Source organism: Bradyrhizobium sp., from assembly GCF_035309285.1.
Taxonomy (GTDB): Bacteria; Pseudomonadota; Alphaproteobacteria; order Rhizobiales; family Xanthobacteraceae; genus Bradyrhizobium.
The window spans coordinates 1-25,511 of record NZ_DATGFH010000080.1 but is presented as its reverse complement, the minus strand read 5'-3'; the positions used below and the strand labels follow the sequence as shown (position 1 = coordinate 25,511).

Annotated in this window: 28 protein-coding genes; 18 read left to right on the top strand and 10 right to left on the bottom strand. The window is 63.5% G+C overall.

What is annotated here, in order from left to right; translation table 11 throughout:
• The first annotated feature begins 12 nt into the window (after positions 1-12).
• The 5 genes from VKR55_RS15980 (at position 13) to VKR55_RS15960 (ending at position 3,882) form a co-directional block, all read left to right on the top strand.
• Entirely contained in the window at positions 13-1,278 is a 1,266-nt protein-coding gene (locus VKR55_RS15980) for a toxic anion resistance protein (protein ID WP_324404876.1), read from the top strand.
• Positions 1,275-1,655, top strand: coding sequence for a hypothetical protein (locus tag VKR55_RS15975; RefSeq protein WP_324404875.1), 381 nt, complete (start codon positions 1,275-1,277; stop codon positions 1,653-1,655). The genes VKR55_RS15980 and VKR55_RS15975 overlap by 4 nt, the downstream gene beginning before the upstream one ends.
• Before the next feature lie 3 nt (positions 1,656-1,658).
• The gene (locus VKR55_RS15970) at positions 1,659-2,588 is read left to right on the top strand and encodes a heavy metal-binding domain-containing protein (protein WP_324404874.1); all 930 of its coding nucleotides are present in this window, start codon (positions 1,659-1,661) and stop codon (positions 2,586-2,588) included.
• Position 2,589: 1 nt separating this feature from the next.
• Positions 2,590-3,405: a heavy metal-binding domain-containing protein gene (locus VKR55_RS15965; protein WP_324404873.1), complete on the top strand. Its 816-nt coding sequence runs from the start codon at positions 2,590-2,592 to the stop codon at positions 3,403-3,405.
• A 96-nt stretch (positions 3,406-3,501) separates the two neighbouring features.
• Positions 3,502-3,882, top strand: coding sequence for a YidH family protein (locus VKR55_RS15960; RefSeq protein WP_324404872.1), 381 nt, complete (start codon positions 3,502-3,504; stop codon positions 3,880-3,882).
• Positions 3,883-3,884: 2 nt separating this feature from the next.
• On the opposite strand, the gene VKR55_RS15955 is transcribed toward VKR55_RS15960, so the two are convergent.
• From VKR55_RS15955 to VKR55_RS15945, 3 genes are all read right to left on the bottom strand, one after another.
• Positions 3,885-5,324, bottom strand: coding sequence for a SagB/ThcOx family dehydrogenase (locus tag VKR55_RS15955; protein ID WP_324404871.1), 1,440 nt, complete (start codon positions 5,322-5,324; stop codon positions 3,885-3,887).
• Positions 5,325-5,384: 60 nt separating this feature from the next.
• Complete coding sequence (locus VKR55_RS15950) at positions 5,385-7,634, bottom strand: TOMM precursor leader peptide-binding protein (protein ID WP_324404870.1); 2,250 nt, start codon at positions 7,632-7,634, stop codon at positions 5,385-5,387.
• Positions 7,635-7,876: 242 nt separating this feature from the next.
• Positions 7,877-8,443 (bottom strand): hypothetical protein, encoded by a 567-nt coding sequence (locus VKR55_RS15945; RefSeq protein WP_324404869.1) that lies wholly within the window; start codon positions 8,441-8,443, stop codon positions 7,877-7,879.
• A gap of 45 nt (positions 8,444-8,488) precedes the next feature.
• On the opposite strand from VKR55_RS15945, the gene VKR55_RS15940 reads away from it, so the two are divergent.
• Positions 8,489-9,394 (top strand): VOC family protein, encoded by a 906-nt coding sequence (locus tag VKR55_RS15940; protein WP_324404868.1) that lies wholly within the window; start codon positions 8,489-8,491, stop codon positions 9,392-9,394.
• Between the two features lie 14 nt (positions 9,395-9,408).
• Here VKR55_RS15940 and VKR55_RS15935 read toward each other — a convergent pair whose 3' ends face one another.
• Positions 9,409-10,572 (bottom strand): OpgC domain-containing protein, encoded by a 1,164-nt coding sequence (locus VKR55_RS15935; RefSeq protein WP_324404867.1) that lies wholly within the window; start codon positions 10,570-10,572, stop codon positions 9,409-9,411.
• A gap of 233 nt (positions 10,573-10,805) precedes the next feature.
• Between VKR55_RS15935 and VKR55_RS15930 the strand changes: the two genes are divergently transcribed.
• Complete coding sequence (locus VKR55_RS15930) at positions 10,806-11,111, top strand: ETC complex I subunit (protein ID WP_324404866.1); 306 nt, start codon at positions 10,806-10,808, stop codon at positions 11,109-11,111.
• Positions 11,112-11,139: 28 nt separating this feature from the next.
• On the opposite strand, the gene VKR55_RS15925 is transcribed toward VKR55_RS15930, so the two are convergent.
• Positions 11,140-11,634: an Lrp/AsnC family transcriptional regulator gene (locus tag VKR55_RS15925; RefSeq protein WP_324404865.1), complete on the bottom strand. Its 495-nt coding sequence runs from the start codon at positions 11,632-11,634 to the stop codon at positions 11,140-11,142.
• 18 nt (positions 11,635-11,652) lie between these two features.
• Complete coding sequence (locus VKR55_RS15920; protein ID WP_324404864.1) at positions 11,653-12,303, bottom strand: TetR/AcrR family transcriptional regulator; 651 nt, start codon at positions 12,301-12,303, stop codon at positions 11,653-11,655.
• Positions 12,304-12,553: 250 nt separating this feature from the next.
• Here VKR55_RS15920 and VKR55_RS15915 point away from each other — a divergent pair, with 250 nt between their 5' ends.
• The 4 genes from VKR55_RS15915 (at position 12,554) to VKR55_RS15900 (ending at position 17,543) form a co-directional block, all read left to right on the top strand.
• Complete coding sequence (locus VKR55_RS15915; protein ID WP_324404863.1) at positions 12,554-14,158, top strand: carboxyl transferase domain-containing protein; 1,605 nt, start codon at positions 12,554-12,556, stop codon at positions 14,156-14,158.
• Between the two features lie 2 nt (positions 14,159-14,160).
• Positions 14,161-16,164, top strand: coding sequence for an acetyl/propionyl/methylcrotonyl-CoA carboxylase subunit alpha (locus VKR55_RS15910; protein WP_324404862.1), 2,004 nt, complete (start codon positions 14,161-14,163; stop codon positions 16,162-16,164).
• A 7-nt stretch (positions 16,165-16,171) separates the two neighbouring features.
• Positions 16,172-17,083 carry a hydroxymethylglutaryl-CoA lyase gene (locus tag VKR55_RS15905; protein ID WP_324404861.1) on the top strand — a complete coding sequence of 304 codons (912 nt, stop codon included), beginning with the start codon at positions 16,172-16,174 and terminating at the stop codon, positions 17,081-17,083.
• Positions 17,084-17,309: 226 nt separating this feature from the next.
• Positions 17,310-17,543 (top strand): pentapeptide MXKDX repeat protein, encoded by a 234-nt coding sequence (locus tag VKR55_RS15900; RefSeq protein WP_324404860.1) that lies wholly within the window; start codon positions 17,310-17,312, stop codon positions 17,541-17,543.
• Between the two features lie 89 nt (positions 17,544-17,632).
• Here VKR55_RS15900 and VKR55_RS15895 read toward each other — a convergent pair whose 3' ends face one another.
• A complete protein-coding gene (locus VKR55_RS15895; protein WP_324404859.1) occupies positions 17,633-17,989 on the bottom strand; it encodes a DUF6481 family protein in 357 nt (118 codons plus the stop codon).
• A gap of 284 nt (positions 17,990-18,273) precedes the next feature.
• Here VKR55_RS15895 and VKR55_RS15890 point away from each other — a divergent pair, with 284 nt between their 5' ends.
• The 3 genes from VKR55_RS15890 to VKR55_RS15880 all read left to right on the top strand — a co-directional run bounded on the left by VKR55_RS15890 (position 18,274) and on the right by VKR55_RS15880 (position 19,734).
• Positions 18,274-18,513 (top strand): hypothetical protein, encoded by a 240-nt coding sequence (locus VKR55_RS15890; RefSeq protein WP_324404858.1) that lies wholly within the window; start codon positions 18,274-18,276, stop codon positions 18,511-18,513.
• Between the two features lie 64 nt (positions 18,514-18,577).
• Positions 18,578-18,772: a hypothetical protein gene (locus tag VKR55_RS15885; protein WP_324404857.1), complete on the top strand. Its 195-nt coding sequence runs from the start codon at positions 18,578-18,580 to the stop codon at positions 18,770-18,772.
• Positions 18,773-18,969: 197 nt separating this feature from the next.
• Positions 18,970-19,734 (top strand): hypothetical protein, encoded by a 765-nt coding sequence (locus tag VKR55_RS15880; protein WP_324404856.1) that lies wholly within the window; start codon positions 18,970-18,972, stop codon positions 19,732-19,734.
• Positions 19,735-19,787: 53 nt separating this feature from the next.
• Here the strand turns inward: VKR55_RS15880 and VKR55_RS15875 are convergent, their stop codons facing one another.
• Both VKR55_RS15875 and VKR55_RS15870 read right to left on the bottom strand, forming a co-directional pair.
• Positions 19,788-20,102: a PilZ domain-containing protein gene (locus tag VKR55_RS15875; protein ID WP_324404855.1), complete on the bottom strand. Its 315-nt coding sequence runs from the start codon at positions 20,100-20,102 to the stop codon at positions 19,788-19,790.
• A complete protein-coding gene (locus VKR55_RS15870; protein ID WP_324404854.1) occupies positions 20,099-20,749 on the bottom strand; it encodes a PilZ domain-containing protein in 651 nt (216 codons plus the stop codon). Before VKR55_RS15870 ends, VKR55_RS15875 begins: the two co-directional genes overlap by 4 nt.
• Before the next feature lie 384 nt (positions 20,750-21,133).
• Between VKR55_RS15870 and VKR55_RS15865 the strand changes: the two genes are divergently transcribed.
• The 4 genes from VKR55_RS15865 to VKR55_RS15850 all read left to right on the top strand — a co-directional run bounded on the left by VKR55_RS15865 (position 21,134) and on the right by VKR55_RS15850 (position 22,825).
• Positions 21,134-21,493, top strand: a complete 360-nt coding sequence (locus tag VKR55_RS15865) for a hypothetical protein (RefSeq protein ID WP_324404853.1) — start codon at positions 21,134-21,136, stop codon at positions 21,491-21,493.
• A 388-nt stretch (positions 21,494-21,881) separates the two neighbouring features.
• Positions 21,882-22,127, top strand: a complete 246-nt coding sequence (locus VKR55_RS15860) for a hypothetical protein (RefSeq protein WP_324404852.1) — start codon at positions 21,882-21,884, stop codon at positions 22,125-22,127.
• An 89-nt stretch (positions 22,128-22,216) separates the two neighbouring features.
• On the top strand, positions 22,217-22,423 hold the full coding sequence (locus VKR55_RS15855; RefSeq protein WP_324404851.1) for a hypothetical protein: 207 nt from the start codon (positions 22,217-22,219) through the stop codon (positions 22,421-22,423).
• Between the two features lie 198 nt (positions 22,424-22,621).
• A complete protein-coding gene (locus VKR55_RS15850; protein WP_324404850.1) occupies positions 22,622-22,825 on the top strand; it encodes a hypothetical protein in 204 nt (67 codons plus the stop codon).
• 322 nt (positions 22,826-23,147) lie between these two features.
• Here the strand turns inward: VKR55_RS15850 and recG are convergent, their stop codons facing one another.
• Positions 23,148-25,256 carry an ATP-dependent DNA helicase RecG gene (gene recG, locus VKR55_RS15845; protein WP_324404849.1) on the bottom strand — a complete coding sequence of 703 codons (2,109 nt, stop codon included), beginning with the start codon at positions 25,254-25,256 and terminating at the stop codon, positions 23,148-23,150.
• Between the last annotated feature and the right edge of the window lie 255 nt (positions 25,257-25,511).

Genomic DNA, 25,511 nt, shown 5'->3' with positions numbered 1-25,511 from the left:
CAAGGATTGATCATGCCGGATACCAGGCCGGGCGCGCCGCTCGATCTCTCAATTTTCGACAATCTTGAAACACCAGCCGGACAAGCGCTTGTTGCGCCGCCGGAGCAGCCGCTCACGGTCGCGCCGGCGGCATCCTTGCCGGCAACGGCCGACCCGCGGCTTGCGGCCACGCCAGTGCCTGAACGGCTGGTCGAGATCGCCAATCTCGGCCCGGACGATTTGAAGGCGGCGGAGGCCTCCGCTTCGAAGATCAATTTCCGCGACACCAATTCGCTGCTCGCCCATGGCGAGGGCGTGCTGGCAGGCATCGCCGCCGCGTCGCGTCAATTGCTGACCGGCGTCCGGCTGGGGGAAACCGGCGACGTCGGACGCATCGCGGCCAGCGTGATCGATGGCGTCAAGATCTTGCGGATCGAGGATCTGCAGGCCGAAGTCAAAGGCGGTGCATCGGCGCGGGGCGGCATCATCGGCAAGATCGTCGGCTTCGTCGCTGACGCCCATACCGCCTTCAAGGGCTTTGCCGAGAACCGTAAGAAATTCCTGGACCTGATGGACGCAGAGCAAGCCAAGGCGCGCAGGACCAAGGCGGACTTATCCGTCGCAGTCGAGCTTTTGGATCAGCAGGCGGTCGCCATCCGCGAGAGTCTGCATGGCCTGAAGATCGAAATCGCCGCCGGCCAGATCGCACTCGATCGCGGCTATGAGGAGCTGGAGAAGCTGCGCCAGCACGCAGTCACGACGGGCGAGGCGGTCGATGCCGCCGACGTGATGGAGTTCCGCTCGGCGATCGCAAACTTCCGCGGCAAGATCGCCGACATGCGCGAGAATCTGATGGGCTCGGCGATGCTGATCCCGATCATCGGCCAGAACAAGAAGGCCGCGGAAACGCGGATCATGCAGATTTCCAACGGCATGTTGGTGGTAATCCCGCGGCTGATGGCGGTGGCGAGCCAGGCGGTCGTGCAGGTCGATATCAAGCGGGCCGCCGACGAAGCGGCCAAGCTCGACGACGCGGCGCGGCAGATCACCATCCTCGCCTCCAAGGGCGCGCATGAGGCGGCGACTTCCGCGGCGCGGAGCCTTGGTGGCGACGCGCGCAATATCGAGGTGCTGGCGCAGGTCGCCGACCAGACCATCAACACCATGAACGAGGTGATCAAGATCGAGCGCGAGGTCGCAGCCGCCGATCGCGATCGCGAGGCAAAACTCGTGGAGATCCGTGAGAAGCTGGTGCGCGGCATGCAGGGCGTCGCGGCGTCCGCGGTGCAGCAGCCATGAGCGACGATCTCAATTTCGACATGCAGGCGGCGTGGCTGCGCCGCTTCAAGGCGGACGCCGAGAGAAACCTCACGGCGTTTGCCTTGCGACTGAAAGAGGCCATGCCGGAGCTGGTGACGGTACACGAATCCCGCGGCTTCTTCTCGGGCGGGCGAACCACCGGCGTCAGCGTCGAGCTCGGCGAAAACCGTTACAGCCTCGAGCTTGAGCGCGGTCGCCTGATCGCAAAGATCGCCATGGTCGTGCGAGGCATCGTGCTCAACACCAAGACCATCGATCCCGCCGAGTGGTTTGCGAAACTCGCCGGCGAGACCAAAAAAGCCACCGAGCATGCGCGGGCGCTCAGCCAGTCGCTGAGCCAATTCATGGTGAGCTGAGCCGTGGGTCTCCGCGATCTCTTCACCAGCTTGTTTGCCGGCCCAAGCCCGGAAGTGCTGGCGCAGCGCGCCGCCTCCGAGCGGCCGCGGGCGGAAATCGAGGCTGCGCTCGCCGAGGGCAGGGTGCCGCCGGCCATTCAGGCGCGGGTCGAAGATGCACGAAGTGGCAAATTGCCCTGGGTCGCGACGCTGACGCCGGCCGAGCTGATCACCGTGCGCTCCCATGGCATCCGGCCGATCGCGGCGATCTCGGCGAGCTGCTGGCTGCACTACGGTTGGTCGTGGACCGAGGGCCATGCCCAGGGCTGGGAGATGGCGCTGCAGCGTTTGCGTGACGAGGCAAGGGCCGCGGGCGCCAATGCGGTGCTCGACGTCAAGATGCGCACCATCCCGCTTGGGGTCGAAGCCAGCATGGATTTCACCCTGGTCGGGACAGCAGTTTCCGTGGAGGGGCTGCCGCCGAGCGCAGATCCCGTTGTCGCTACCGTGCCGACGCTGGAGTTCGTGAAATTGCTGGAGGCTGACGTGGTCCCGACCGGGATCGCGATCGGCGCCTGTTACGAATGGCTGCAGAATTATTGGGTCGACCCCAACATGCGCTGGAGGGGTAATGTCGAATCGGAGCAGCTCAGCGCGCTGTGGGAGCGGGTGCGACGGCAGGCGCATGCGGATTTGCGCAACCATGCGCGCAAGCAAGGCAACGGCGTGCTGGCGCATCTGAATTTCAGCCAGATGTTCGAGAGCGATGTCAACGACCGCAAGGCTTATCTCGCCCGGCACATCGTGGTCGCGACCACCGTCGACGCGCGCCGCGGCACGACCTTGCCGCACAAGGTCAATTTCGTCGTCGATATCCACGCCGGCGGAACGCCGCTCACGGGCACCAGGCCGCACCACCAGTCCTACGCCAACGAATCCGAAGGAGCGATTTGACATGACGCTGGATCTCCCCGCGCACGCCCAGGAGCGGCTGAAGGGCTTGCGCTCCTCGGCGCACTCAACCGGCGTGTTCACGTCGGACTTTTCCGTCAACGAATTCCTGCTGGTCCGCAAGGCGGGTTTCGAGCCGATCGGGCTTTGCGTTGGCTCCTGCGTCTACCATGTCGGCATCCAGTACGGGAACTGGAGCCAGAACCAGGAGCTCGAGGTGTTGTCGAAGGCGATGTACCACGCCCGCGAGCTTGCCATGACGCGTATGCGCTCGGAGGCGACCGCGATGGGCGCCGACGGCATCGTCGGCGTCAAGCTCACGATCAAGCGGCTGGAATGGGATGAACATCTGCTCGAGTTTATCGCGATCGGCACGGGTGTAGTCCACGCCGACGGCCACCGCGGCTTCCGCGCCCATGATGGCGGTCCCTTCACCTCCGATCTCTCCGGGCAGGATTTCTGGTCACTGCTGCATTCAGGCTACCGCCCGGTCGAGATGGTGATGGGCTCCTGCGTCTATCACGTCGCGCATCGCGGCTTTCTCAAAGGACTCAATACTGTCGGCCGCAACGTGGAATTGGAGAATTTCACCTCGGCCCTCTATGAAGCGCGCGAGGTCGCGATCGAGCGGATGCAGTTTGAAGCTTCCGCAGCGAAGGCTGAAGGCGTCGTCGGCGTTGATATCCACGAGGGCAGCCACGGCTGGCAAACCCACGTGATCGAGTTCTTTGCGATTGGCACCGCCGTGCTCCCACTGGAGGCCGAGATCGCGCCGGAGAAGATCGCCGATCCGATCATGGTGTTGTCGGTGAACGATTAGATGCGTCCGTAGGGCGCATGGATTTTTCGGCACTGGAGGCGACCGGCGAGAAAATCATGTACACGGCTATTCACGAGATGCAGACAGGAGAATGCCGTGATCCAGCGATACACCGACCATGCCGCCAACGAGCGGACCTTTCTGGCCTGGGTCCGCACCGGCATCGCCACGATCGCTTTCGGCTTTGTCATCGAGAAGTTCAACCTGTTCGTGCGGGTGATGGAAAAGGCAAGCCAGATCGCGCCCCCCGAGCACAAGATGCTGGGAAAGCTCTCCGGATATCTCGGCGAATATGACGGCACGATGCTGATCTTCGTCGGTATCGCGCTGATCGCGGTCGCGGCCTTTCGCTTCGTCCGGACCGGCAGGCTGATCGACGACGAGGCAACCCACTCCGGTGAACGTGTCCGCACCGAGATCGTGCTGACGCTGGTGCTGATCACGGCCGCGCTAGCAGCCTACGTCGCGCTGGATTAGCTTTAACCAGGAGGAACTCCTTCCACGCCCGCGGGCCGGCCGCGGCCGAGCGCGAACTGGCCGACCGGGCCTTCGACATGGAAGGGCTGCCTGGTCATCCTGGCAAAGAGATCGATATTGCCGGTGCCGATGGCGCAGCCGCCGAGCCCCAGGTCGGTGGCCGTCAGATAGAGCGTCTGCAGCAGCACGCCGACGTCCTTGAGGATCAGGGAATAGGCGATGGCGCTGTACTTCCAGGCGACGCGGTTGAAGCGCGCGGCGATCGTCAGCAGGATCTGCGGCGGGGCCATCGCGTCCATCCCGAGGCTGGCGGCCGAGAGCTGGGATTCCAATTCCTGCGTGCGCACCGCGATCGGTACCAGCGCATGGCGGTCCGCGTCATAGTGGTAAAGGCCGCGTGCAAGCCCCTCGCAATGGTTTACGGTGAGATAGAGCTCGAGCTCGTAGGCGCTGCCGGCGGATGGATAGGGCCGCGAGGTATAATCCAGCATGGGGCCGATGCTGCCCTCGCCGAAATCGAGCTGGCTCGACCATTTCGATTTCACGCGCGCCGCCTGGTCCAGAAAGCGGGCGAGCTCGGCAAGCCGGATCGGTCTCGCCTCGTCGAAATCGCGCACCGAACGCCGCTCGGCGAGCAGCGCGGCCAGTGACGACGCCGGTTCGTCCGGCGCCGATGCATGGGCGGCAAGATCGATCGGCGCTCCCTCCCATGGCGGGCGCACGGCCGCGGGTGGCGCGATCGCGTCGATATAGGGGTAGCGGCCTCCGAGAGGGTTGGCTTGCCGGCCCTCGGTGGAATGGGTGTGGAACAGCAGGTCGTGGAAGTCCCAGACCACGAGGTGTTCGTCGCCCTCGCTCGCGCGCAGCCCTTCGTCCTTGGCGCCGACCTTGAACAGGATTTCGCATTCGACGAGCAGGCCCAGCAGCGCGAGCCCGGCAAAGGCTTTCTCCCGCAACAGCGTGCCGACCTTTTGCGGCGTGACCAGCGCGGCAATCGCTGCCGCAAGTTTGGGGTTTGCAATCCGGAACAGCGCCGGTGAGCGCGGCGATTCCAGCACCAACTCGCTGCCGCGTCGCCGCAGATAGGCAAAGCGCGACAGTACAAGCGTGTCGGAATTCCTGAGCTTCGCCGCCTGCGGCCAGTAGCCTTGCATCTGCGGCTCGATTGCAACCAATTCCCGGCCGCGCGGAGGCACGAGGCAGTATTCCAGAAGTCCGCTGCGGGCGAGGTGGCGGACGAGCGCTTCGATCTCCTGGTCGGTTGCCTTGCGAGGCGGCGAAAGCGAGGCGATCGGCAGCCCCTCGCGCAGCGCGCGCGCTCGCTTCACCGCGCCTGTGCTGATCGTGCCGATCTCGATGGCATAGCCATCAAAGAAGGCGCCAACCTTGCCGCTATCGTAGACGTCGAGTGTCACATGGTCGTTGACGCGCGCGGCCAGCACGGGAGCCGCCGCCTTTCGTGTTGGTTTCTTGTTCGGAGCGCGCACGCGGGCGGGACCTCGTCAGGTGTGGGGAAGGAAGGGCGTAAGCTCGTCCTCCCGGAGTGGACGATCAATCCAGCCCATCCTGACCGGAACGTCGTAGAGCCGGCCTGGCGCGAACCGCTTGTAGAAGTGTCGCAGTCCCGGAACGATCACGCGAACCACCGGCACCTCGACGTCGGGGCGGGTCTGGTCGAGCACGAGAAAGTCGTATCCGGCGCGCCTGGCAACTTCGACGCAGGCCTCGACCTGCTCCTTCACGCTGTCGAGCGGAACGTTGAGGCCGAGCTCTGGCGCGCTGACCGGATGGCTCGCCGGGGTCAGGAAGGGATAATTCTCCAGCCTGAGCGGGGTTACGCCATCGAGCGTCGACTTGTCGCCGCGCATACCCTCGCCGACGCCGCCGATCGAGAGGAACTGGCTGAGCTCGGTCAGCGAGCGGAGCAGCGCAATGCGGCGATCGAAATGCGCGCCGGAGCCGAACTCGATGTGCTCCTTGCCGTCCCGCATCCAGTGCATGATCGCAACATAGGCCGGCACGCCGAGATCGCTGGTGACGTCCAGCACCCAGATCTTTCGACCTTGATCGGCGAACTGGTTCTTCAGATCGCGGATGTAGGAATCGTCGTAGGCGCCGAGGTCGACCTCATTGCGCTGCAGGCGATTGTACCACCAGATCGCATAGGCATCGCGTTCGGCAAGCTCGAGGAACCCCTGGACGATGGCCTCCTCGCGGGTATTGCCGGCCGCGCAGCCGTTCGAGTCGGTGTGATAATCTTCGTAGAAGAAGTAGAGGAACCCGGTCGGCAGATATCTGAACCGCTGGTCGCGCAGCGACCAGACAGGAGACCATTCGATCTCTGCGTCGGGATCGATCGGATCAGGGACGGGATGCGCGCTTTCCGGCTGCGGCTCGTTCCGGCTTGCAAACTGCGCTTCGCTGAAATGCTGGACGTCGTTCGCGAGGATCGCCTCGCCCTGCCCGAAATCGGCGAAGCGGCGCTTCATCCTGATCTCGTCGCCCTGGAAGATTCCCGAGTAGCGCTCGATCGCTTCCATCAGCGCACTGGCCTCGGCCTGCTCGGCGGTCGAGCCCTTGCCAAAGCTGCCGCCGCTCAGCCCTGAGCGAAGCTGATCGACGCTCATCGCCGGCGCGGAGAAGTTGTGTTGAGCGAAGAAATTGGTGTTGAGCGGCAGCTCGCCGTCCATCTTCTCGAGCCTGGTCACGACGCCGGTGAGCGGGCTGACATGCTTGCGGTTGCGCGTCACCGTGGTGCGCGAGGATACCGAGCGATAGCCGCCGCTGGTCATGATCAGCTTGGTGCCGGGATTGATCTCGATCGGCTGCGGCGCGCGGCGCGGATTCCACAGCTTCCTGTTGCCGCAGGCCGGGCATTGCGGCCGGTGGGCAACGTAGTGCTTCGTGATGGTGGCGCCCATCAGGTCGAAGCTTGCGATGTGGTTGGAAAGATCGGTGCGGAAGCCGGAGGCGATCGCCTTGGCAATCTCGACCGCGGCGAACTGGATTCCGCTTTGCCCAAAGCCATTTTGCACCAGCGGCGATTCCACAATCGTGCGCGCCTGCGCGCGGTTGAGGAAGCCCTTGATCTCGCGGTTGCGGATCATCCGGTCGGACAGGCAGGTCCAGCAGGCGTTTTCGAACGGCTTGAACACCGGTCCCACCAGGGGAAAGGGGCCCGACGGCTGCGCCAGCAGCCACGGCGTCTTGTCGGCGACGTGCCGCCCGTTGACGTCGGCGATCCGGCGGTCGAGATAGTCGTTCACGAGCGTCACCGTGAGACTTGGCGCACGATCGACGACGCGCACGCCGAGATTGGTGAGGGCCGTGGTCAGCTCCCTGGCGCCCTTGACGTCGAAGGTTTCGAGTCGCACGCGGCAGGCTTGCAAATTCTTCTCCGCAACGTCCGGCGGAAGGCCGAGGCTCGCCCAGAAGCCCGCCACGGGGCCGCTCGTCGTGGGCGAAGCCTGGATGATGTAGCGTCGATCGAGCATCCGCTTCAGCCCTTCCTGGATCTGGTCGGACGGATAGCGTTTCGAGAGCTCGCCCATCAAGGCTTGCGCGCTCTTGCCGTTCTTTCCGATCGCTTCCACCAGCGCGCAATAGAGCTCGCCGTGCAGGAAGAATTTCCGATGCTCGGAATAGAGGCAGACGGTCGCGGGCGGCAGCATATAGGCGGTGAAGTTCGGCGCGAATTGCAGAACGTCCTTGCCGGTCTGCTTCGGCGCGCGGCTCTTGCGTTTGGCTGTCATCGGGTCAACACGCGTGATTCTTTCGACTTCCTGGGAACGTCGGCGCAAGGTGAACTGTTCGCTCGCCGAACATTCGCACCGGCTCGCGCGCCAGCATTTTTCGATTTGGTTGGAAATACAAGGCTTCGAAGTCGCTGCCGGGAGACGCGCGGCGCGGCCCTACACGCGAATTGGCCGGGTCGATGGTCGAACCCGGCCAAGGAATCATCGATTGGGACGCACAATCACAGGACCTGGCCCGCTCAGCAGAGGCGGCAAAAGCCCCACGTCAGACAGCACGGGCCGACAACGCAGCCGCCGCAACCGCAACCACGGCAACCGCCGCAGCGACAGCCGCAACCACGGCAGCCGCCACAGCGACAGCCGCCACAGCGACATCCCCATGCCATCTGCTGGAAACCGGTGTTGCCGCCATTTTCCTTGTCGAACAGATGGAACGTGGCGAGGCTGACGTCAGCGATCTCTTCTTCGCCGAGCAGGACCGATTGGGACGGCGAGAAGTTCAGTTTCTGCGGCGTGTCTGCATTCGGCAGAGCCGATGCTGAAGCACCCCCCGCGAGCGAAAAGGTCAAACCGGCAGCGCCCAACGCAGGCACTGCGGCGGCTTTGGCGACACGTTTCCGCCTAGAACCTTGCTTCGACATAGTCGCATCTCCTCCAATACCTGTAGAGACGATTTCAGATTCCAGCCGCAGCGATCCTACGCTCAAGGTGGGTCCGCGCGCAAGGCTGGCGATCTCACTAACGTGTTGTTGTATATTCAGTTTCCATTCATATTGATGAATGTGGTTGTGTCGTTCAGTGAACAAAAGCGTGCGCGATTTTGTGACGACATTTTTGTCGCGCGAGATGAAATGCTGCAGCGCAGTTTTGTCCGGCCGAACGGAGACGTCGAGTTGACCGATCGCAGCGCAGCTTTTGCCTGGTATGAATTGTTGACGACCGATGCCGCTGCCGCGCGAGACTTCTATGGCAGCGTCGTCGGATGGCAGGTGCAGGACGCATCGACGGCGGCGTTTGCCTATGCGGTTTTCTCCACCGACAAGACCGAAGTCGCCGGATTGATGGAGCTTCCGCTCGAGGGGCGACGCATGGGCGCGACGCCGCGTTGGGCCGGCTATGTCGCGGTCGACGATGCCGACCGCGCCGTCAACCGCCTCAAGAGTCTCGGCGGATCGGTCTTTGTCCCGCCGACCGACAGCAACATCGGCCGTGTTTCGATCGTTGCCGACCCACAGTTGGCAAATTTCGGCATCGTCGGCGGCTTGAAGCGCGGAGGACTACTGCCGGAACTGGACCGACCTGGCCAGATCGGCTGGCATGAGTTGTTTGCCGCCGACTCCAAGAAGGCGTTTGCCTTTTACAGCGAACTGTTCGGCTGGCAGGGCGCAGCCGGCGAGAGTGACCTCCCCGAGTCCTATCAACTGCTCTGCGCCGGCGGACGTAAGATGGGCGGCATGTTCACCAAGCTGCCGCGGGTGCCGACGCCGTTCTGGCTCTACTATTTCAATGTTGCCGATATCGCGGTCGCCGTCGCGTGCGTGAAGGAGAGCGGCGGCCGGGTGGTGCAGGGGCCCATGCCCCTTCCGGGCGGAATCTGGATCGCCCGCTGCATTGATCCGCAGGGCGCGATGTTCTCGCTTCAAGGCAAGACGAGCGACCGCAGCATCGAACCGACCTCGACCAGCGAGCTCAACTGGGCGGCAGATTGGGGCGACTTTGCGTCACGTGGCAAGGTGGTCCGGCCGAAGCGGCCGTGACACGGGCGCAAGCCTCACGTCGGGACGGCAGGCGCTGCCGGTGGCTTCGCCGCTTTGGCGGCCGGCTTGTCCTGCCGCTTCGACCAGGAAATGTAGTAGGCGACGATCGTCATGATCGTGATGCCGGCAAGGCTGACCACAATTTGCGTGAACAAGGAGCCGAAGCTCAGTGTCAGCGTAAAATGCGCGACGAAGGACAGGAATACGCCGACGCAGAACACGGCAAGCGATTGCTGGCCGCAGACGATGGCGGGATCAAAACCTTTCCATTGCAGCGCCGGCCAGTCCTTGGGAATGAAACGCACCACCAGCATCGCGATCACTATGAAATGGATGAAGCGATAGGGCGCCATGTACGTCTTGTCGTTCGGATTGAACGCCGAATAGAGCCACTGCGGAAACATCGCGCCGAAATCAGGGAACCGGCCGGCAAAGGTCATGATCAGCGCGAAAATCAAATAGGCGATGCCGAGATAGAGCGCGGCGCTGGAATTGATGATCCACGCCGCCCTTCTTGCACCGCCCAGCGCGCACCAGGAGCCGAAGACAAAGATGACCTGCCAGCAATAGGGGTCGAAATACCAGGCGCCGGCGGGATAGGCGTTGAAATTCCAGCCGAAATGGCGCGCCAGAAGCCATAGCACGATCGAGGCGAGCATGGTCAGATCAGGCTGGCGCAGCATCAGCCAAAGCACCGGCGGAAAGAAGCCCATCAGTACGATGTAGAGCGGCAGCACGTCCAGGTTGACCGGCTTGAATTTGAGCAGGAGGCCCTGACCGAGCGTCTGGGTCGCGTGATCGACGAGGCCGGCGACATTGAACTCGTTGATCAACTCGGAATCGGCAAAGCGCTGGGCAAGATAGCTGATCGAGACGATGTAGATCACGAACAGGATGACGTGGGCGACATAGAGCTGCCAGACGCGCTTGGTGAGGCGCGTGGCGCCGACGATGAAGCCGCGCTCAATCATCATCCGCGCATACACGAAGGATGCCGTATAGCCGGAGATGAACACGAACAGATCCGCAGCATCGGAGAAGCCGTAGTTACGGGTCGTGATCCAGTTCACGACGTTGTCGGGAATATGGTCCAGGAAGATCGCCCAGTTGGCGATGCCGCGAAACAGGTCGAGTCGGAGATCGCGACCCTTGTCGGGGAGAATTGCGTTGATTTTCATGGGCACTGCTTCGAGGGTGAATGCTTTCGCGTGGGGATCGAAGGCCGACAGGGCAATCCGCCGAGATTGTCACAGCGCGGCAATGAGATTGTCACAGCGCAGCATAATGACTATACCGGTCGGACGGGTAGCATTTGAGACGGGAATCAACGGTCTCAAGAACTTTGAATCCCATCTTGGACGTTTCCACCAAGGGCTTCAATATCACATTTCTCAAGGGGACGCCGCCATCCATGACCGCTCGCATTTTTAAGCCTGCCAAAAACGCGATGCAATCGGGCAGAGCTCAGACCATGGAATGGCGGCTCGAATACGAACCCGAGCAGCCGCGTGCGATCGAGCCGCTGATGGGTTGGACGTCTTCGGTCGACATGAAGCAGCAGCTTTCGCTGCAATTCGATAGCAAGGAAGAGGCGATCGCCTACTGCGAGCGCATGGGCATTCCCTATCAGGTGATTGAGCCGAAACAGTCGGCCTACCGCCAGATGGCCTATGCCGATAATTTCGCATTCCGCCGCGGCGAACCTTGGACGCATTAGCGAGCGGCCCGGAAGAGCAGGCTTCGCGCTATTTCGGCAAAGCCGTTGGCGGATCTTCCGGTATCGGCAGCGGCTCGTCCTTTGACAGGCCGAGCACTGGAAAGCTTCGGATCGCCAGGACTTCCGGCATTCCCGCGAACCGCAGAAGCTGCCGGTGCATCGCCTCGACGTTCGGCGCGAGGCATTTCAGCAGGAAATCGGTATCTCCCGACAGTCGCCAACATTGCTGAACGCGTGGCTCGGCCATGATCGCCGCTTCAAACGCGTCGATGGCCGCGGGAGTCTGACGCTTGAGTTGGATGGAGACGAATGAGATCACCTCGTAGCCGAGATGCCTCTCATCGAGGGTGGCGCGGATCGCCCGGATGACGCCGCGGCGGAGCAGGGACCGAACACGTCGCAGGCAGGGAGGGGGTGAAATGCCGACACGGCTTGCCAGCTCATTGTTGCGGATGCGGCCGTCCTTCTGCAGCTCCGACAATATCTTCAGATCGACGCCGTCCAGTCCCTGGTCTTCTATCATCGCCTCCGCGCCTTCGGGCTAGCCGGCCTCGAGGTGCCGCAGCAGCCTGCGCCTGCCACGCGATGCGCCGATTTCGCCCTGGGCGGTGATGCCTGACAGCACCAGCTTTTCGTGGGTCGCAACGATGGCCTCCTTGGTGAGGCGTCCTCCCGGACGGTACCAGGTGCATACGCCAGTCAGCAGCGCCAGGATCGCAAATGTTGCCACCTGCACATCGGCGACCTCGAACACGCCTTCCGAGACGCCCTCGGCGAGAATTCCCGCAAGCCGTTGTTCATAGGCGCCGCGCAGCGTCACGATGGCGGCATGGTTTTTCGGATCGAGACTTCTCAGCTCTGAATTGGCGATGAAGACCTCGCGTTTCCTCGTCATGTGATAGAGAACGTGAAAAGCAACGAAGGCTCGCAGTTTCTCGATCGGCTGGGCCTTCCCCTTCAAGGCGCGCTCGAGCTGACGGAGCAGCTCTTGGAGGTGGTCCTGCACGAGATCGAACAGCAGCTCCTGCTTGGTGCTGATATGGTTATAGAGCGAGCCCACCTGAATGCCGACTTCTGCGGCGAGCTGGCGCAAGCTCATGGCCTCGTAGCCATGCTCGAAGATGAGACGCAATCCGGCCCTGCGGATCGCCTCCATCGTCTTTGGGCCGTGCGAGCCGATCGTGCGCGCCACTCTGATCCTCTGGAACAAGCCTGTGCTGCGAAAGCCGCCGGCGATAATAGCGAACGACCGTATGTTTGTCGTGGTAAAATTGGAGTATTTCCAATGTAGTATGGGCCTGAAATGCAGATCGCGATCTAGCCCTTGAGATTGAATTAAAAAAACGTATGATCGTTTAATTGCAAGCAGGGAGGAGCCACGGTCGGATGGCCCTTGAAGCGATCTCCAGGCCCCCCTCCAGCATTCAAAGGAAACCCCAACGATGCCGCTTCATTCCACACTCGATCCCGCGTCCTCCGATTTCACGCGGAATTCGGCGTCCATGCGCGGCCTCGTCGCCGAGCTTCGCGACAAGTTGAAGGAGGTTGCAGGCGGGGGCGGCAAGGCATCGCGGGCGCGGCACACCTCCCGCGGCAAGATGCTGGCGCGCGAGCGAGTCGACCTCCTGATCGATCCCGGCACTGCGTTTCTCGAACTGTCGCCGCTCGCAGCGCACGGGCTTTATGGCGGCGACGTGCATTCGGCGAGCATCATTACCGGCGTCGGGCGGATTTCGGGGCGCGAATGTGTCGTGGTCGCCAACGATGCCACCATCAAGGGCGGCACCTACTACCCGATGACGGTGAAAAAGCATCTGCGTGCGCAGGAGATCGCGCGGCAGAACAATCTGCCCTGCGTCTACATGGTGGATTCCGGCGGCGCCTTCCTGCCGCTGCAGGACGAGATCTTTCCGGACGAACGTCATTTTGGACGCATCTTCTACAATCAGGCACAGATGTCGGCGCTCGGCATTCCCCAGATCGCGATCGTGATGGGTTCGTGCACTGCCGGCGGCGCCTACGTGCCGGCGATGTCGGACGAGAGCATCATCGTGCGCAATCAGGGCACCATCTTTCTCGGCGGCCCGCCGCTGGTGAAGGCCGCAACCGGCGAGGTCGTGACCGCCGAAGAGCTCGGGGGCGCCGACGTGCATTCGCGCCAGTCCGGCGTCACCGACCACTATGCGCAGAACGACGCCCATGCGATCGGGATTGCCCGGCGCATCGTCGCCACGTTGAAGCCGCCGACGCGGCCGGTGCTCAACACGCGGGAGGTGAGCGAGCCGCTCTATGCGGCGGAGGAAATCTATGGCGTGGTGCCCGTCGACGGCAGAAAACCGTTTGACGTTCGTGACATCATCGTGCGCCTTGTCGACGGCTCCGAATTTGACGAGTTCAAAAAACTCTATGGTCAGACGCTGGTTTGCGGCTTTGCCCATATCTGGGGCTATCCGGTCGGCATCATCGCCAACAACGGCATCCTCTTCAGCGAAAGCTCGCTCAAGGGCGCACACTTCATCGAGCTGTGCTGCCAGCGCCAGATCCCGCTGGTGTTCCTGCAGAACATCACCGGCTTCATGGTCGGCAGGAAATACGAGGCGGGCGGCATTGCACGCGACGGCGCCAAGCTCGTAACAGCGGTTGCGACCGCCGGCGTGCCGAAATTCACCGTGGTGATCGGCGGCTCCTACGGCGCCGGCAATTACGGCATGTGCGGGCGCGCTTATAGCCCGCGCTTCCTCTGGATGTGGCCCAATGCGCGTATTTCCGTCATGGGCGGTGAGCAGGCCTCGATGGTGCTGAGCCAGGTCCGCCGCGACAATATCGAGGCCAAGGGCGAAAGCTGGCCGGCGGAGGAAGAGGAGAAATTCCGTGCGCCTATCCGCGCGCAATATGAAAGCCAGGGCAATCCCTACTACGCCACGGCCCGTTTGTGGGACGACGGCGTGATCGATCCAGCCGACACGCGGCTTGTGCTCGGGCTCGGACTGTCGGCGGCGTCGAACGCGCCGATCGAACCCACGAAATTCGGCTTGTTCAGGATGTGACCATGGATGGCACAAAGATGTACCGGCGCTTTCGCACGCTCCTGATCGCCAATCGTGGCGAGATCGCAGTCCGCGTGATCCGGACTGCACGCGCCATGGGCTTGCGCACCGTCGCGGTCTATTCCGAGGCCGATCGCGGCGCTATGCATGTGGCCATGGCTGACGACGCCGTGCTGCTTGGACCTGCCCGCGCCCGCGACAGCTATCTCAACATCGAACGGGTCATCGAAGCTGCGCGACAGACCGGCGCCGAGGCCGTTCACCCCGGTTACGGCTTCCTCTCCGAGAATGCCGAGTTCGCGGAAGCCTGTGCAAAGGCCGGCTTGGTGTTCGTCGGCCCGACGGCCGCAATGATGACGGCGATGGGCTCGAAATCCGGCTCGAAGGCGCTGATGGAGAAGGCCGGTGTGCCGCTGGTGCCCGGCTATCACGGCGAGGACCAGGATGAAGCGGTCCTGGCCAAGGCTGCGGACAGGATCGGTTATCCCGTGCTGCTCAAAGCCTCTGCCGGCGGCGGCGGGCGCGGCATGCGCGTGGTCCGCTCGGCGTCCGAGCTCGGTGCAGCAATCACCAGCGCCAAGCGAGAGTCCAAGGCGGCGTTCGGCGATGACCGCATGCTGATCGAGAAATACGTCGACAATCCCCGTCACATCGAAGTGCAGGTGATCGGCGACAGCCACGGCAATCTGCTCTCGCTGTTCGAGCGCGAATGCACCCTGCAACGGCGGCATCAGAAGGTGATCGAGGAAGCGCCGTCGCCGACGCTGAATGCCAAGCAGCGCGAGGCGGTCTGCGAGGCCGCGCGCAAGGCGGCAGGCGCGGTGAACTATGTCGGCGCCGGCACTATCGAGTTCGTCTCCGACGGCAAGGACGTGTTTTTCATCGAAATGAACACGCGCCTGCAGGTCGAGCATCCCGTGACCGAGCTGATCACCGGAATCGATCTCGTCGAGTGGCAGCTCCGCGTCGCATTCGGCGAGAAGCTGCCCTTGAGCCAGGACCAGATAAAAATGAGGGGCCACGCCATCGAGGCGCGCCTTTACGCGGAAAACCCGCAGAAGAATTTCATGCCCTCGGTCGGCAAGATCCGGACCTGGCGGTTGCCGCCGCAAGCCGATGGTCTTCGCCTCGACGGCGGCTACCGGGAAGGCGATGCGGTCTCGCCCTATTACGACGCCATGCTCGCCAAGGTCATCGCCTGGGCGCCGACGCGGGAGGCTGCGATCGATCGCCTCAACCGCGGATTGGAAGAGACGGATGTCCGCGGCATCGTCACGAACACGCCGTTCCTGGCGGCGCTGGTGACGCATCCGAAGGTGCGTGCCAACAAGATCGACACCGGTTTCATCGAACGCGAATTGAAGGCGCTGACGCCTTCGGCTGCGGCGCCGGGCGATCTCGAGCTGGCGGCGGCGGTGGCGGCGATCCTTGGCGAGGAAGCGAAGGCCGCGCGGCGGGAGGCGCCTTCGCCATGGCATGCCTTCGGCTGGATGCCGGTCGGCCGTCGCGAGCGGGTGTTTTCATTCCGCGCAGGGCAGGGCGCTGAGAGCAAGGCCACCCTGCGCTACGGCAGCGGACCATCGATGCTGACGATCGACAACCGCGAGGTCGCATTCGCGTCTACGTCGTCGGAAGCCGGCCGCTACGATGTGACGCTGGATGGCGTGAAATCCCGCACCGTCGCCGTCCTCGAAGGACACGAGCTCTACGTGCGGACCCGCAATGGCCGATTCGAGCTGCATTGGGTCGATCCCTTCGGCGGCGAGACGGAAGAGCAGGCTGGCGAAGACAAGATCGTTGCGCCCTTGCCGGGCACGGTGGTGGCGCTGCTCGCACAAGAAGGGGCGACACTGGAAAAGGGCGCGCCGATCCTGACCCTCGAGGTCATGAAGATGGAGCAGACGCTACGCGCGCCGTTTGCCGGGATCCTGACGAGACTCAAATGCAAGGTCGGCGATATTGTGCAGGAGGGCGCCGAGCTCGCTGAAGTCGAGCCTGCGGCGTGACGGTCATATGAACGATACCGTACGCATCATCGAGATGGGCGCCCGGGACGGGCTGCAGAACGAGAAAACCCCTGTCAGCGTCGCGGGTCGCATTGCGTTCATCGAGAGGCTGCTCGACGCAGGTCTGCATACGATCGAGGTCGGCGCCTTCGTGTCGCCGAAGGCGATCCCGCAGATGGTCGGCTCCGATGAGGTGTTGCGCGGCGTCAGCCATTTGCCCGGTGAATTCCACGTTCTGGTGCCGAACGAGAAGGGTTATGAGACAGCCCGCGCCTGCGGCGCCAAGGTGGTCTCGGTGTTCACCGCGGCGTCGGAAGGCTTTTGCCGGGCCAACATCAACTGCGGAATCGCGGAATCGATCGAACGGTTCAAGCCGGTCGTAGCCCGAGCCAGGGCGGATGGCGTGCGTGTTCGCGGCTATATCTCAACCGTGCTCGGCTGCCCCTTCGACGGCGCGGTCAAGCCCAGGGCGGTCGCCGATGTCGCCAAAACGCTGTGGGACCTTGGCTGCTACGAAATCTCGCTCGGCGACACCATTGGAGTCGGTACGCCGACTAAGGCCAAGGAGATGCTGCGCGCGGTCGGCGCACACATTCCCATGGCCAGCCTCGCCATGCATTTCCACGACACCTATGGCCAGGCGCTCGCGAACCTCTATGCCGGCATGGAGGAGGGCGTCCGCGTGATCGACGCGGCGGCCGGCGGGCTCGGCGGCTGCCCGTTCGCGCCCGGCGCGACCGGCAATGTCGCGACTGAAGATGTCGTCTACATGCTGGAGGGCATGGGCATCAAAACCGGCGTCGACATGTCCAAGCTCTTGACCGCGACCAACGAGATCACGGCTTTGATCGGCCGCACGCCCGCGAGCCGTGTCGCGAATGCGCTGAATGCGAAGAAGAGAAAGGCGAATAGCGAATAGGGAGTACCGAATAGAAGACCCCTTTAACTATTCGCTATTCGCCACTCGCTATTCGCCTCCTATCGGCCGGCATTCGGCGCTGCGGAGGAAAACCTCGGCGAAGGTAGCAAAAATCCGTCGTCGTAAAAATTTTCATTCTGATCGTAACAACGGCGGGCGGCGGTTCGTCGAAGGCTGAGGCGGCATCAGTCGCTTTCAAAACCAGTCTTCGAAGGGATGACCCAACATGACCATTCGCACCCGCATCGCGCTCGGAATTTCGGCCGCTGCCCTGTCGTTCAGCCTGGCGCTCGTTCCCGCTGCGTCCGCCATGGACAAGATGAAGGACGACGCCATGAAGAAGGACACGATGTCCAAGGACAGCATGAAGAAGGACACGATGTCGAAGGACAAGATGTCCAAGGATTCGATGTCCAAGGATTCCATGAAGAAAGACGATCACATGATGAAGAAGAATTGATCCGACCGAGGTCGGTCATTCCGGCGCGAAGCGAGCGCATTAAACCTGGCGTGAGGGATCATGCGGACGCGCCGCGCCCGGCTGCTTCCTCATTTCCGCTTCTTGCCGCGTTCCTTGCGCGCGGCATAGCGGGCGTCGCGCTTTGCCTTCTGCTCGGCTTCAAGCGCGGCCAGGCGTGACGCTTCTTCTTCCCTCTCGCGGGCGATGCGAGCCGCCTCGGCGGCGGCCGCCTCTTGCTCGCGGCGCTGGACTTCCGCCTTCTCGGCCTCGCGCGCAAGCCGGGCCTTCTCGCGGCTGGCGGCAATCGCCTCGCGCTCGGCGCGGCGTGCGGCCACCGTGGGATCGTCCGGTCCCGGCTGGGCGCGGAATTTTTCCAGCAGATTCTTCTTCGCCTCTTTTGCCGCTTTCTGCCGGTCGGCGAAGCCGGGTTCCCTGAAGCCACTCATCGAACGAGCCTTGTGCCTTTCCTGAAGTCCTGGTGTTTGGGTGTCGCGCCCACGGCCGAAAATGGCGCCCTGCGCGGTCGGGCCCAGCGTGTACAGCCTCGCGCGCTCGGATGCCACCCGTTATCGCCGTCTACCACCCTTGAAATCGTGGAAACCCTCGTGTCCTGGCGCGGCAGGGAGGTTCAACGCTGATCACGCGCAATTTTGTCGCATGTGATCTCCCTCACAACCATATCCGGAGCACAGGACTAGTGTCCGCGCGCGCTAAAAGAGGAGTAACGGCAATGACAGGTTCTGTTTGGAATCGGAAAGCCCTGATCCTCATCGCGGCGGCGCTGTCGGGCGCGGCCGTGGCCGTCACCATCGGGCTTGCCTATCCGACCCCAGTCGCCAATCCAACCCTCGGCGCTGGCTGGGAGTGCCACCGCTCAGCGGGAATCATGACCACCTGCCGCCGGATCAGCCGTGTTGAGCCGACGGTTCATCGTTCGGCCAGCCGTCCAATCGCCGCGATGAAGGTGTGAGACGCAAGTCGCGCAGTGATGGTAGAAGCGGCATAACGTTTGCTGCCTGATATATGACCGCGCGATGACCAGCCCCTTGAAGGACAGGAGTCCGGAACCAGGTGACAACCGGCGCGGCGCAATCGCGGGCCTCGTGATCGCCGTCGTGCTGGTTGCAGCTGGAATCTGGCTGGCGCGCGAGCTCACTGCTGCGAGCAAGCTGCAGGATTGCGTGATGTCAGGGCGGACCAATTGCAACGTCATCGAGCCTTCACGATAAGGCTGGGCCGATGGTGGGTGGCTGATTCGCGTTGGCTCCCGGCTGACGCAAATTTGTCGCGATCTTACGGATTTGTAAGAAGACAGGGCGCCACGCGCCGGTCAGCAATAGCGGCCGCGCCATCCTTTGGCGCAACAATCGGGGTAGAGCGTCCCGGCGTTGAGGCTTCGTGGCACGCCAGAAGGGGTTTTTCCAGAATGAGCCGATCGAGGATCGTCGTTCCACTGGTCTCTCTGTTCACCGTGGTTGCCATGTCGGCCCAAGCGCAGACATCGACCGCGCCGCCGCCGGCAGCACCGCCGGCCGCGGCCAACCAGCCAGCATCGGCGCAGGCCGGTCCGCCGACACCGGCAGCAACCTCCAGCAATCCCGGCCCGGTAGCCGCTGCGAAGAAAGCGCACGTCGCGCGTCGTCCGAACCCGCATGTCGTCCGCGCCGCCGGTCCGCTGCCGATGCGCCATTTCGCCGGCCATCCCTATCGCGGCCGTCTCGCCTGGGAAGGCGGACGCTGGCGGCATGAGGTCCATGACGGCCGCGCCGGCTGGTGGTGGGACGTCGGTGGCGTCTGGTACTGGTATCCGCAGCGCATGGAAGGTCCGCCGACCTATATCTCCGAGGATTACGCCGACGATGTCGTCTACGGGCCGCCGGTCGCGGCCTATGGGCCGCCGCCCGGCGCCTATCCGCCACCGCCGGATGCGTACCCACCGCCACCCCCACCGCCTCCGCCGGATCCCGGTGCGAGCGCCGTTGGCGGTGCGATCGTGGGGGGCTTGCTGGGCGGGCTCCTCACCGGAAGGGCGAGCGGCGCCGCCGCTGGCGCGATCGTGGGGGGCGCGACCGGTGCTATCGCAGGCGCTACCGCGGCTTCGCGGCCTGGCTACTGGATGGCCGAGGGCAATTGCTACTACCGCTATCCCGACGGGCAGTACGTGGCGGCCGATCCGCGCTGGTGCTACTGAGCTGATCGAGGATCGATGAAGAAAGCGCGGGGCCGGTTCCCGCGCTTTTGCATTCACGCCGTTTGTGCAGCCTTCTTCGGCCCACGGCCGCGATTGGCGAAGGCTACGCCGATCTGATCCCCGTTGACCCAGATCAGGCGGCAGTGGCGGTAAGCCAGGCCGAACGGGGACAATACCAGGAAGAATTCCGTGATCGGCAATCCCTGGATGGAATCACCGACGGTCAGCTTGGCGCCGCCATCGGAGATGTCGTCGATGGTGCAGGGGCGCTGCCAGGTGCCGTCGATGGCCATCATTTGCGCCGGCCGTTTGTGCTCGAAGCGCACACGCTGGCTCTGGCGCTTTTCGCCTTTTTCGCCATCGCTCATGATGCGGCCGCCATCGGTGTCGGCCCACCAGAGATCTGGTCGTAGCGCATGATCAGGCGCGAAAGATCGTCGGCGTCCTGCTTGGCGACGAACCTGACCGCGAATCCTGTCTGGAAGATGCGGACGACGCGGCCGACGCAGGATCCGATGGCGAGCGGCGTGCCGACCGGCGGCTGCAGCTCGGCAGCGACTGCAACGCCGCCCGACGAGAAGTCGATGATGAAGCAGCCGTGAACGCTGCCATCAGCAAGCGTGAGCGTGGTCTGCGGGGTCTGCGGGATGAAGCGGCTATCCTCCCGCGCATCCATTATGCCCGGGTCCCTCAGCTTCTTCTCGAGCCAGGTGAGCTTGTCGGCCATCCATTCGCGTTTTTCCGGAGTCATCTCGAGCTCGAGCAGGATGCTGCCCTGCCGGGTGTCGCTGATGTTGCCTTCGAACTCGCCGAACTCGCCGAAATAGGAGGTGATGCGATCGCCGACGCGGCCGGTGACGGGCACGTCGACGATCATGCGAAACGGCGAAACCCGCGTGGTGCGGCAGGCGAGCGTGCGGAGCTTTCCGTTCGGGTCGTACCATCGATGAAGCGTGTAGCTTCCTTCGCAGACGATGTTGACGGCACGTTGCCGCAGAAATCTTTCGACGGACACGGGTTGGCCTCGCGGGACGAGATCAGGGACGGCCGCGAGAGTTTCCATTTCGAGGCGGGCCAACCGGGCTGCGCTTCAGGAACTCGAGACCAGATACGCTCCACGCGGCATTAAGCCGGCGAAAAGCTAAGAGATTCTGAAAATCCAAGCTTCGGGCAGATGTCCCCGAGGGCACGTTAGGATTCAAAGGTTTCCGCTTCGTTAAAATGGAGCTCCGGGCGATCACGGTTGTGCGATCGTCGCGGCTTCAGATTGCCACATACAGCCCGTGGCTCGCGTCACGTTCCGTTAAGGACTTTTCTCAACGCAAATTTGCGGACTCTGCCGTTACATCGGCTTTCACTTCCGAGCATACGAAACGCTCCAACAATTCAGGTGTCATCAATGTCCCGCGTTATTGCCGCGTCCTTTGCTGCGATCCTCGCTTCTTCCATCGTGCCGACAGCCGCCTCGGCCTGCTGCTACACGCCGCCGCCCTGCGGCACCTGTTATCAGCAGCAATATGTGCCTCCGCAATACCGCACGGTGCAGCAGACCGTGATGGTGTCGCCGGGCGCGGTGGTCGCGCATCGCACACCCGCGCAATACCGGACCGTGATGGTGCCGCAGACCGTGATGGTCGCGCCTCCCGGTGTCGCCTATGAGCAGATCCCGCCGCAATATGCGACGCGCGAGCGCGTCGAGATGGTGTCGCCTGGCTACTATGCACCGGTCGCGCCGCGCTGCCCGGTTTGCGGCTACTGAGCGCAAGCCTGTTTGATTGAAAAAAGCGGAAGCGCGGGTGTCACGCCCGCGCTTTTTCGTTTGTGGCATTGCGCGCGCGGCCGAGGCAGGTAGGGCGTGCGGCTCTGGCGGTCTCGTTCACATGTCAAAGAGCTTCGTCATTGCGAGCCAACGGGTCCGCGCGAAGCGCGGCCGATGACAGGCGCCGCGAATCAATCCAGATTGTTTCCAAGGCACAATTCCGGATTGCTTCCGACTTCGCTCTCTGAGCTACGGCGGACACGTGGTCGCTCCTCGCAATGGCGAGTTTCGACATTCCCGAGATGGAAATCCGCCGGAGTGAAACCCGAGCCGGAACCAAACGGCACCTACCGAGTTTGCCACCAAGTTCCAACGACGGGGGAACAGCATGGTGAGACACGCGGTCGCCCTTGCGGCGGTGTTGACGATCTGGGGGCAGGGCGCCCTCGCCAGTGAAAAGCCAACCGTGCTGCGGCGCCTGTCGTGCACATTGGTGCGATATTACGTCGCCAAATATTCGGAAGCCGCCGCCGAGGGGTGGGCGCGCAGTCACGGCGCCACCGATGCCCAGATCGAGACCGCACGGCGGTGCCTGGGCTCGAGCGTGCAAACTACAAGCTTTGCGGCGAAATGACCGGCGTGCCGCCACTGTGACCGGCGGCACAGACCGGATGCCAGCCATTGATCAAAACGCGCCGTCCACAAGGCGGTGGGAGCACGGCGATGATTTTCGCGTCTTCAGTGGCAACGCGCGCTTTGCTGGCGGTCGACCATCTTCTGAATCTCGCAATGAATCACGCCTGGGAACAGGTCCGCCAGAATGCGGAGCGGCGCGGTTCCCAGCGGCTTCCGGAGGACGAGTACGGCGGTGGCGATCTCTGCTCGCCGGAACGGCCGATGCCGACCGAGGACGACCAGCCGCTCGCTTGAATGCGCTCGACGATAATAGAGGTACAGGCCGACACGACACCTTGAGGTTGAAAATTCCCCTGCGCGGGCCTCGCACGCAAAAATCTTTCACGGCCCTGGGAACGAAATCCGCTGTGTGACGTTCGGTGGCAGTGCAGCCCCGATGATTTCATGGGCACGACACAATGCCGTCACAGCCGGGGCGGGGAAAGCAGGAACATGCCCAGCAAAGACTATTTCAGAAACCTGGCGCAGATGTCGCGCCGTATCGCCCGTAACATGACCGACCCGGCGATCGTCGAACGGCTCGAAGCCATCGGCGCCGATTATGATCTGCAGGCCGAGCAGGCGCTCGATTCCGATCCCTCGGAGGGTTTGGCGCCGCCGAAGCAGCGCGGTCAAGCCAGCAGCGAACGCACGTGAACAGGTGACAGCTCCTGGGGACGCGCACAAAAATTCAGTGGCGCCAGGCGACGATGAACGAGGCCATGCTGTTCTGATGCGGCGGCGCGCCGAGTAAGGCCCAAATCGCAACCGCGACGACGACAGATGCGGCAAGGCTTCGAATCAATAAAAGGGACTGCTTCATTTGGGCCAGCATGGGCCCGCAATGCCGCAAAACTATGTCGCGATGTGAAGGCCTCGCGCAACCGTGAGACGACCGGCTCCCCTTGCGAGGCGGGCGCACTTCTGTGGGACGAGCGCGGGAAATCGGCGGTCATCCTTGGGCACGATAGCTTTCCTTTCAGCCAGCGCCGATGAGAGGGATCGCTTCGTCACGTTCGAACAGATAGAGCAGGCAGCGCAGCGCTTCGCCGCGCGCTCCTTTCAGTCTTGGGTTGTCCTTCATGATGCGCAGCGCCTCGTCGCGCGCCTGCGCGATGAGCTGGCCATGCACGTCCGATCGGGCGATGCGGTAGCCGGGCAGGCCGCTCTGGCGGACGCCGAGCACGTCACCTTCGCCGCGGAGCTTCAGATCCTCCTCGGCGATCCGGAAACCGTCGGTGGTTTCGCGGATCACCTTGAGTCGCGCCTTCGACATCTCGCCGAGCGGCTCGTGGTAGAGCAAAAGGCAGGTCGAGGATTCCGCGCCGCGGCCGATGCGGCCGCGCAGTTGGTGAAGCTGAGCGAGCCCGAAGCGCTCGGCATTCTCAATCACCATGATGGTCGCGGCCGGCACATCGACGCCGACCTCGACCACCGTGGTGGCGACCAGAAGCTGGATGTCGTGCGCGGCGAATCTTGCCATGACTTCGTCTTTCTCGGCGCCCTTCATCTGGCCATGGACGAGGCCGACCTTGCGGCCAAAGCGCTTCTGCAGGCTCTCGAAGCGCTTGGTAGCATTGGTGAGGTGATCGGTGCCCTCGGCCTCGCTTTCCTCGACCAGCGGACAGATCCAGTAGACGAGCTTGCCCGACGACAGCGCGCGGCCGACGGCGTCCATCACCTCTTCCAGCCGGCTATCCGGGACTGCACGCGTATCGATCGGCTGGCGGCCCGCCGGCTTCTCGCGCAGCTCCGAGACGTCCATGTCGCCGAAATAGGTCAGGACCAGCGTGCGCGGAATCGGGGTTGCACTCAGCACCAGGACGTCGACCGCTTCGCCCTTGGCGGTCAGCGCCAGCCGCTCGCGGACGCCAAAGCGGTGCTGCTCGTCGACCACAGCCAGCGCCAGCGCCTTGAAGAGGACGTCGTCCTGGATCAGCGCATGGGTGCCCACCACAAGATCAATCTTGCCGGCTTCGAGCTCGGCCAAGAGCTCGCGCCGCTCCCTGCCTTTCTCGCGGCCGGTGAGGATAGCGACCCTCATGCCGGCGCGCTCGGCCAGCGGGGCGATGGTCTTGACGTGCTGGCGCGCCAGGATTTCCGTCGGCGCCATCAGCGCGGCCTGCTTGCCGGCCTCGGTGACTGCCGCAGCCGCAAGCAGTGCCACCACGGTCTTGCCCGAGCCGACATCGCCTTGCAGGAGGCGGAGCATACGCACCGGTTGTTTCAGATCATCCGCGATCGCGGCTGCGGCCTGCCGCTGCGAGGCGGTCAGCGCGTAGGGCAGCGCATCGATGATCTTCTTGCGCAGACTGCCGTCGCCGGCATGGCGGTCGCCGGCAGGCCGGCGGAGCTGTGCGCGGATCAGCGCCAGCGCCAACTGGCCGGCGAGCAACTCGTCGAAAGCAAGCCGCGACCAGAAGGGACCATCGGGCAGGATGTCGGTCAGCTCGACCGGCTGATGCACCCGCGAAAACGCTTCGCGGATTGGCGGGAAATGGCAGCGGCGGGTCACCTCGGGGCTGATCCATTCCGGCAGCTCCGGCAATTTCGCCAGCGCCAGCGCGACTGCGCGCTTCAGGGAGCCGAGCGCGAGCCCCTCGGTCAGGGGATAGACGGGGTCGATCCTGGAAAGCTTGGAGAACGCCGCTTCGTCCACCACGCGGTCGGGATGGACGATCTGCGCCATGCCGTCATACATCTGCAAGGTGCCGGAGACGAAGCGCTTGGCGCCGACGGGCAGCAGCTTTTCGACGTAGCCCGGCTGGGCACGGAAATAGGTCAGCACAACATCGCCGGTGTCGTCGCTGGCATAGACCAGATAGGGCGCGCGGCGGTTGCGGGGCGGCGGCGGCCGATGGCGGTCGATCGTCACTTCCAACGTCACCACGGTCCCAGGCGACGCATCGCGGATTTTTGGCCGCGCGCGGCGATCGATCACCTGGCTTGGCAGATGCATGAGCAGGTCAACCAGCCGCGGCGTCTCATCGCGGCCGAGCAGATAGCGCAAGAGCTTGTCCTGCTTGGGCCCGACGCCCGGCAGGCTCGTGACCGGCGCAAACAGCGGATTGAGCAGAGCAGGGCGCATCAAGCTCACGTCCCATTGAAATCGTCATGCGCGGACCTGACCCGCCTGCGGGGCCGAAGCCCCTTCGGCGCGGCGAAGGCCCGCGCATCCATCTTCAAAAGAGGATGGATTGCCGGGTCAAGCCCGGCAATGACAAGGCTTTTGATAATTGGGACCAGAAGGGCTGACATTCGCTCTCGCCGTCGCTATATCCACCGCGCCCGGCACGTCCGGGCTTTTGGCGTTGGACTGGAAGCAAAGAGATGACGGGATCGA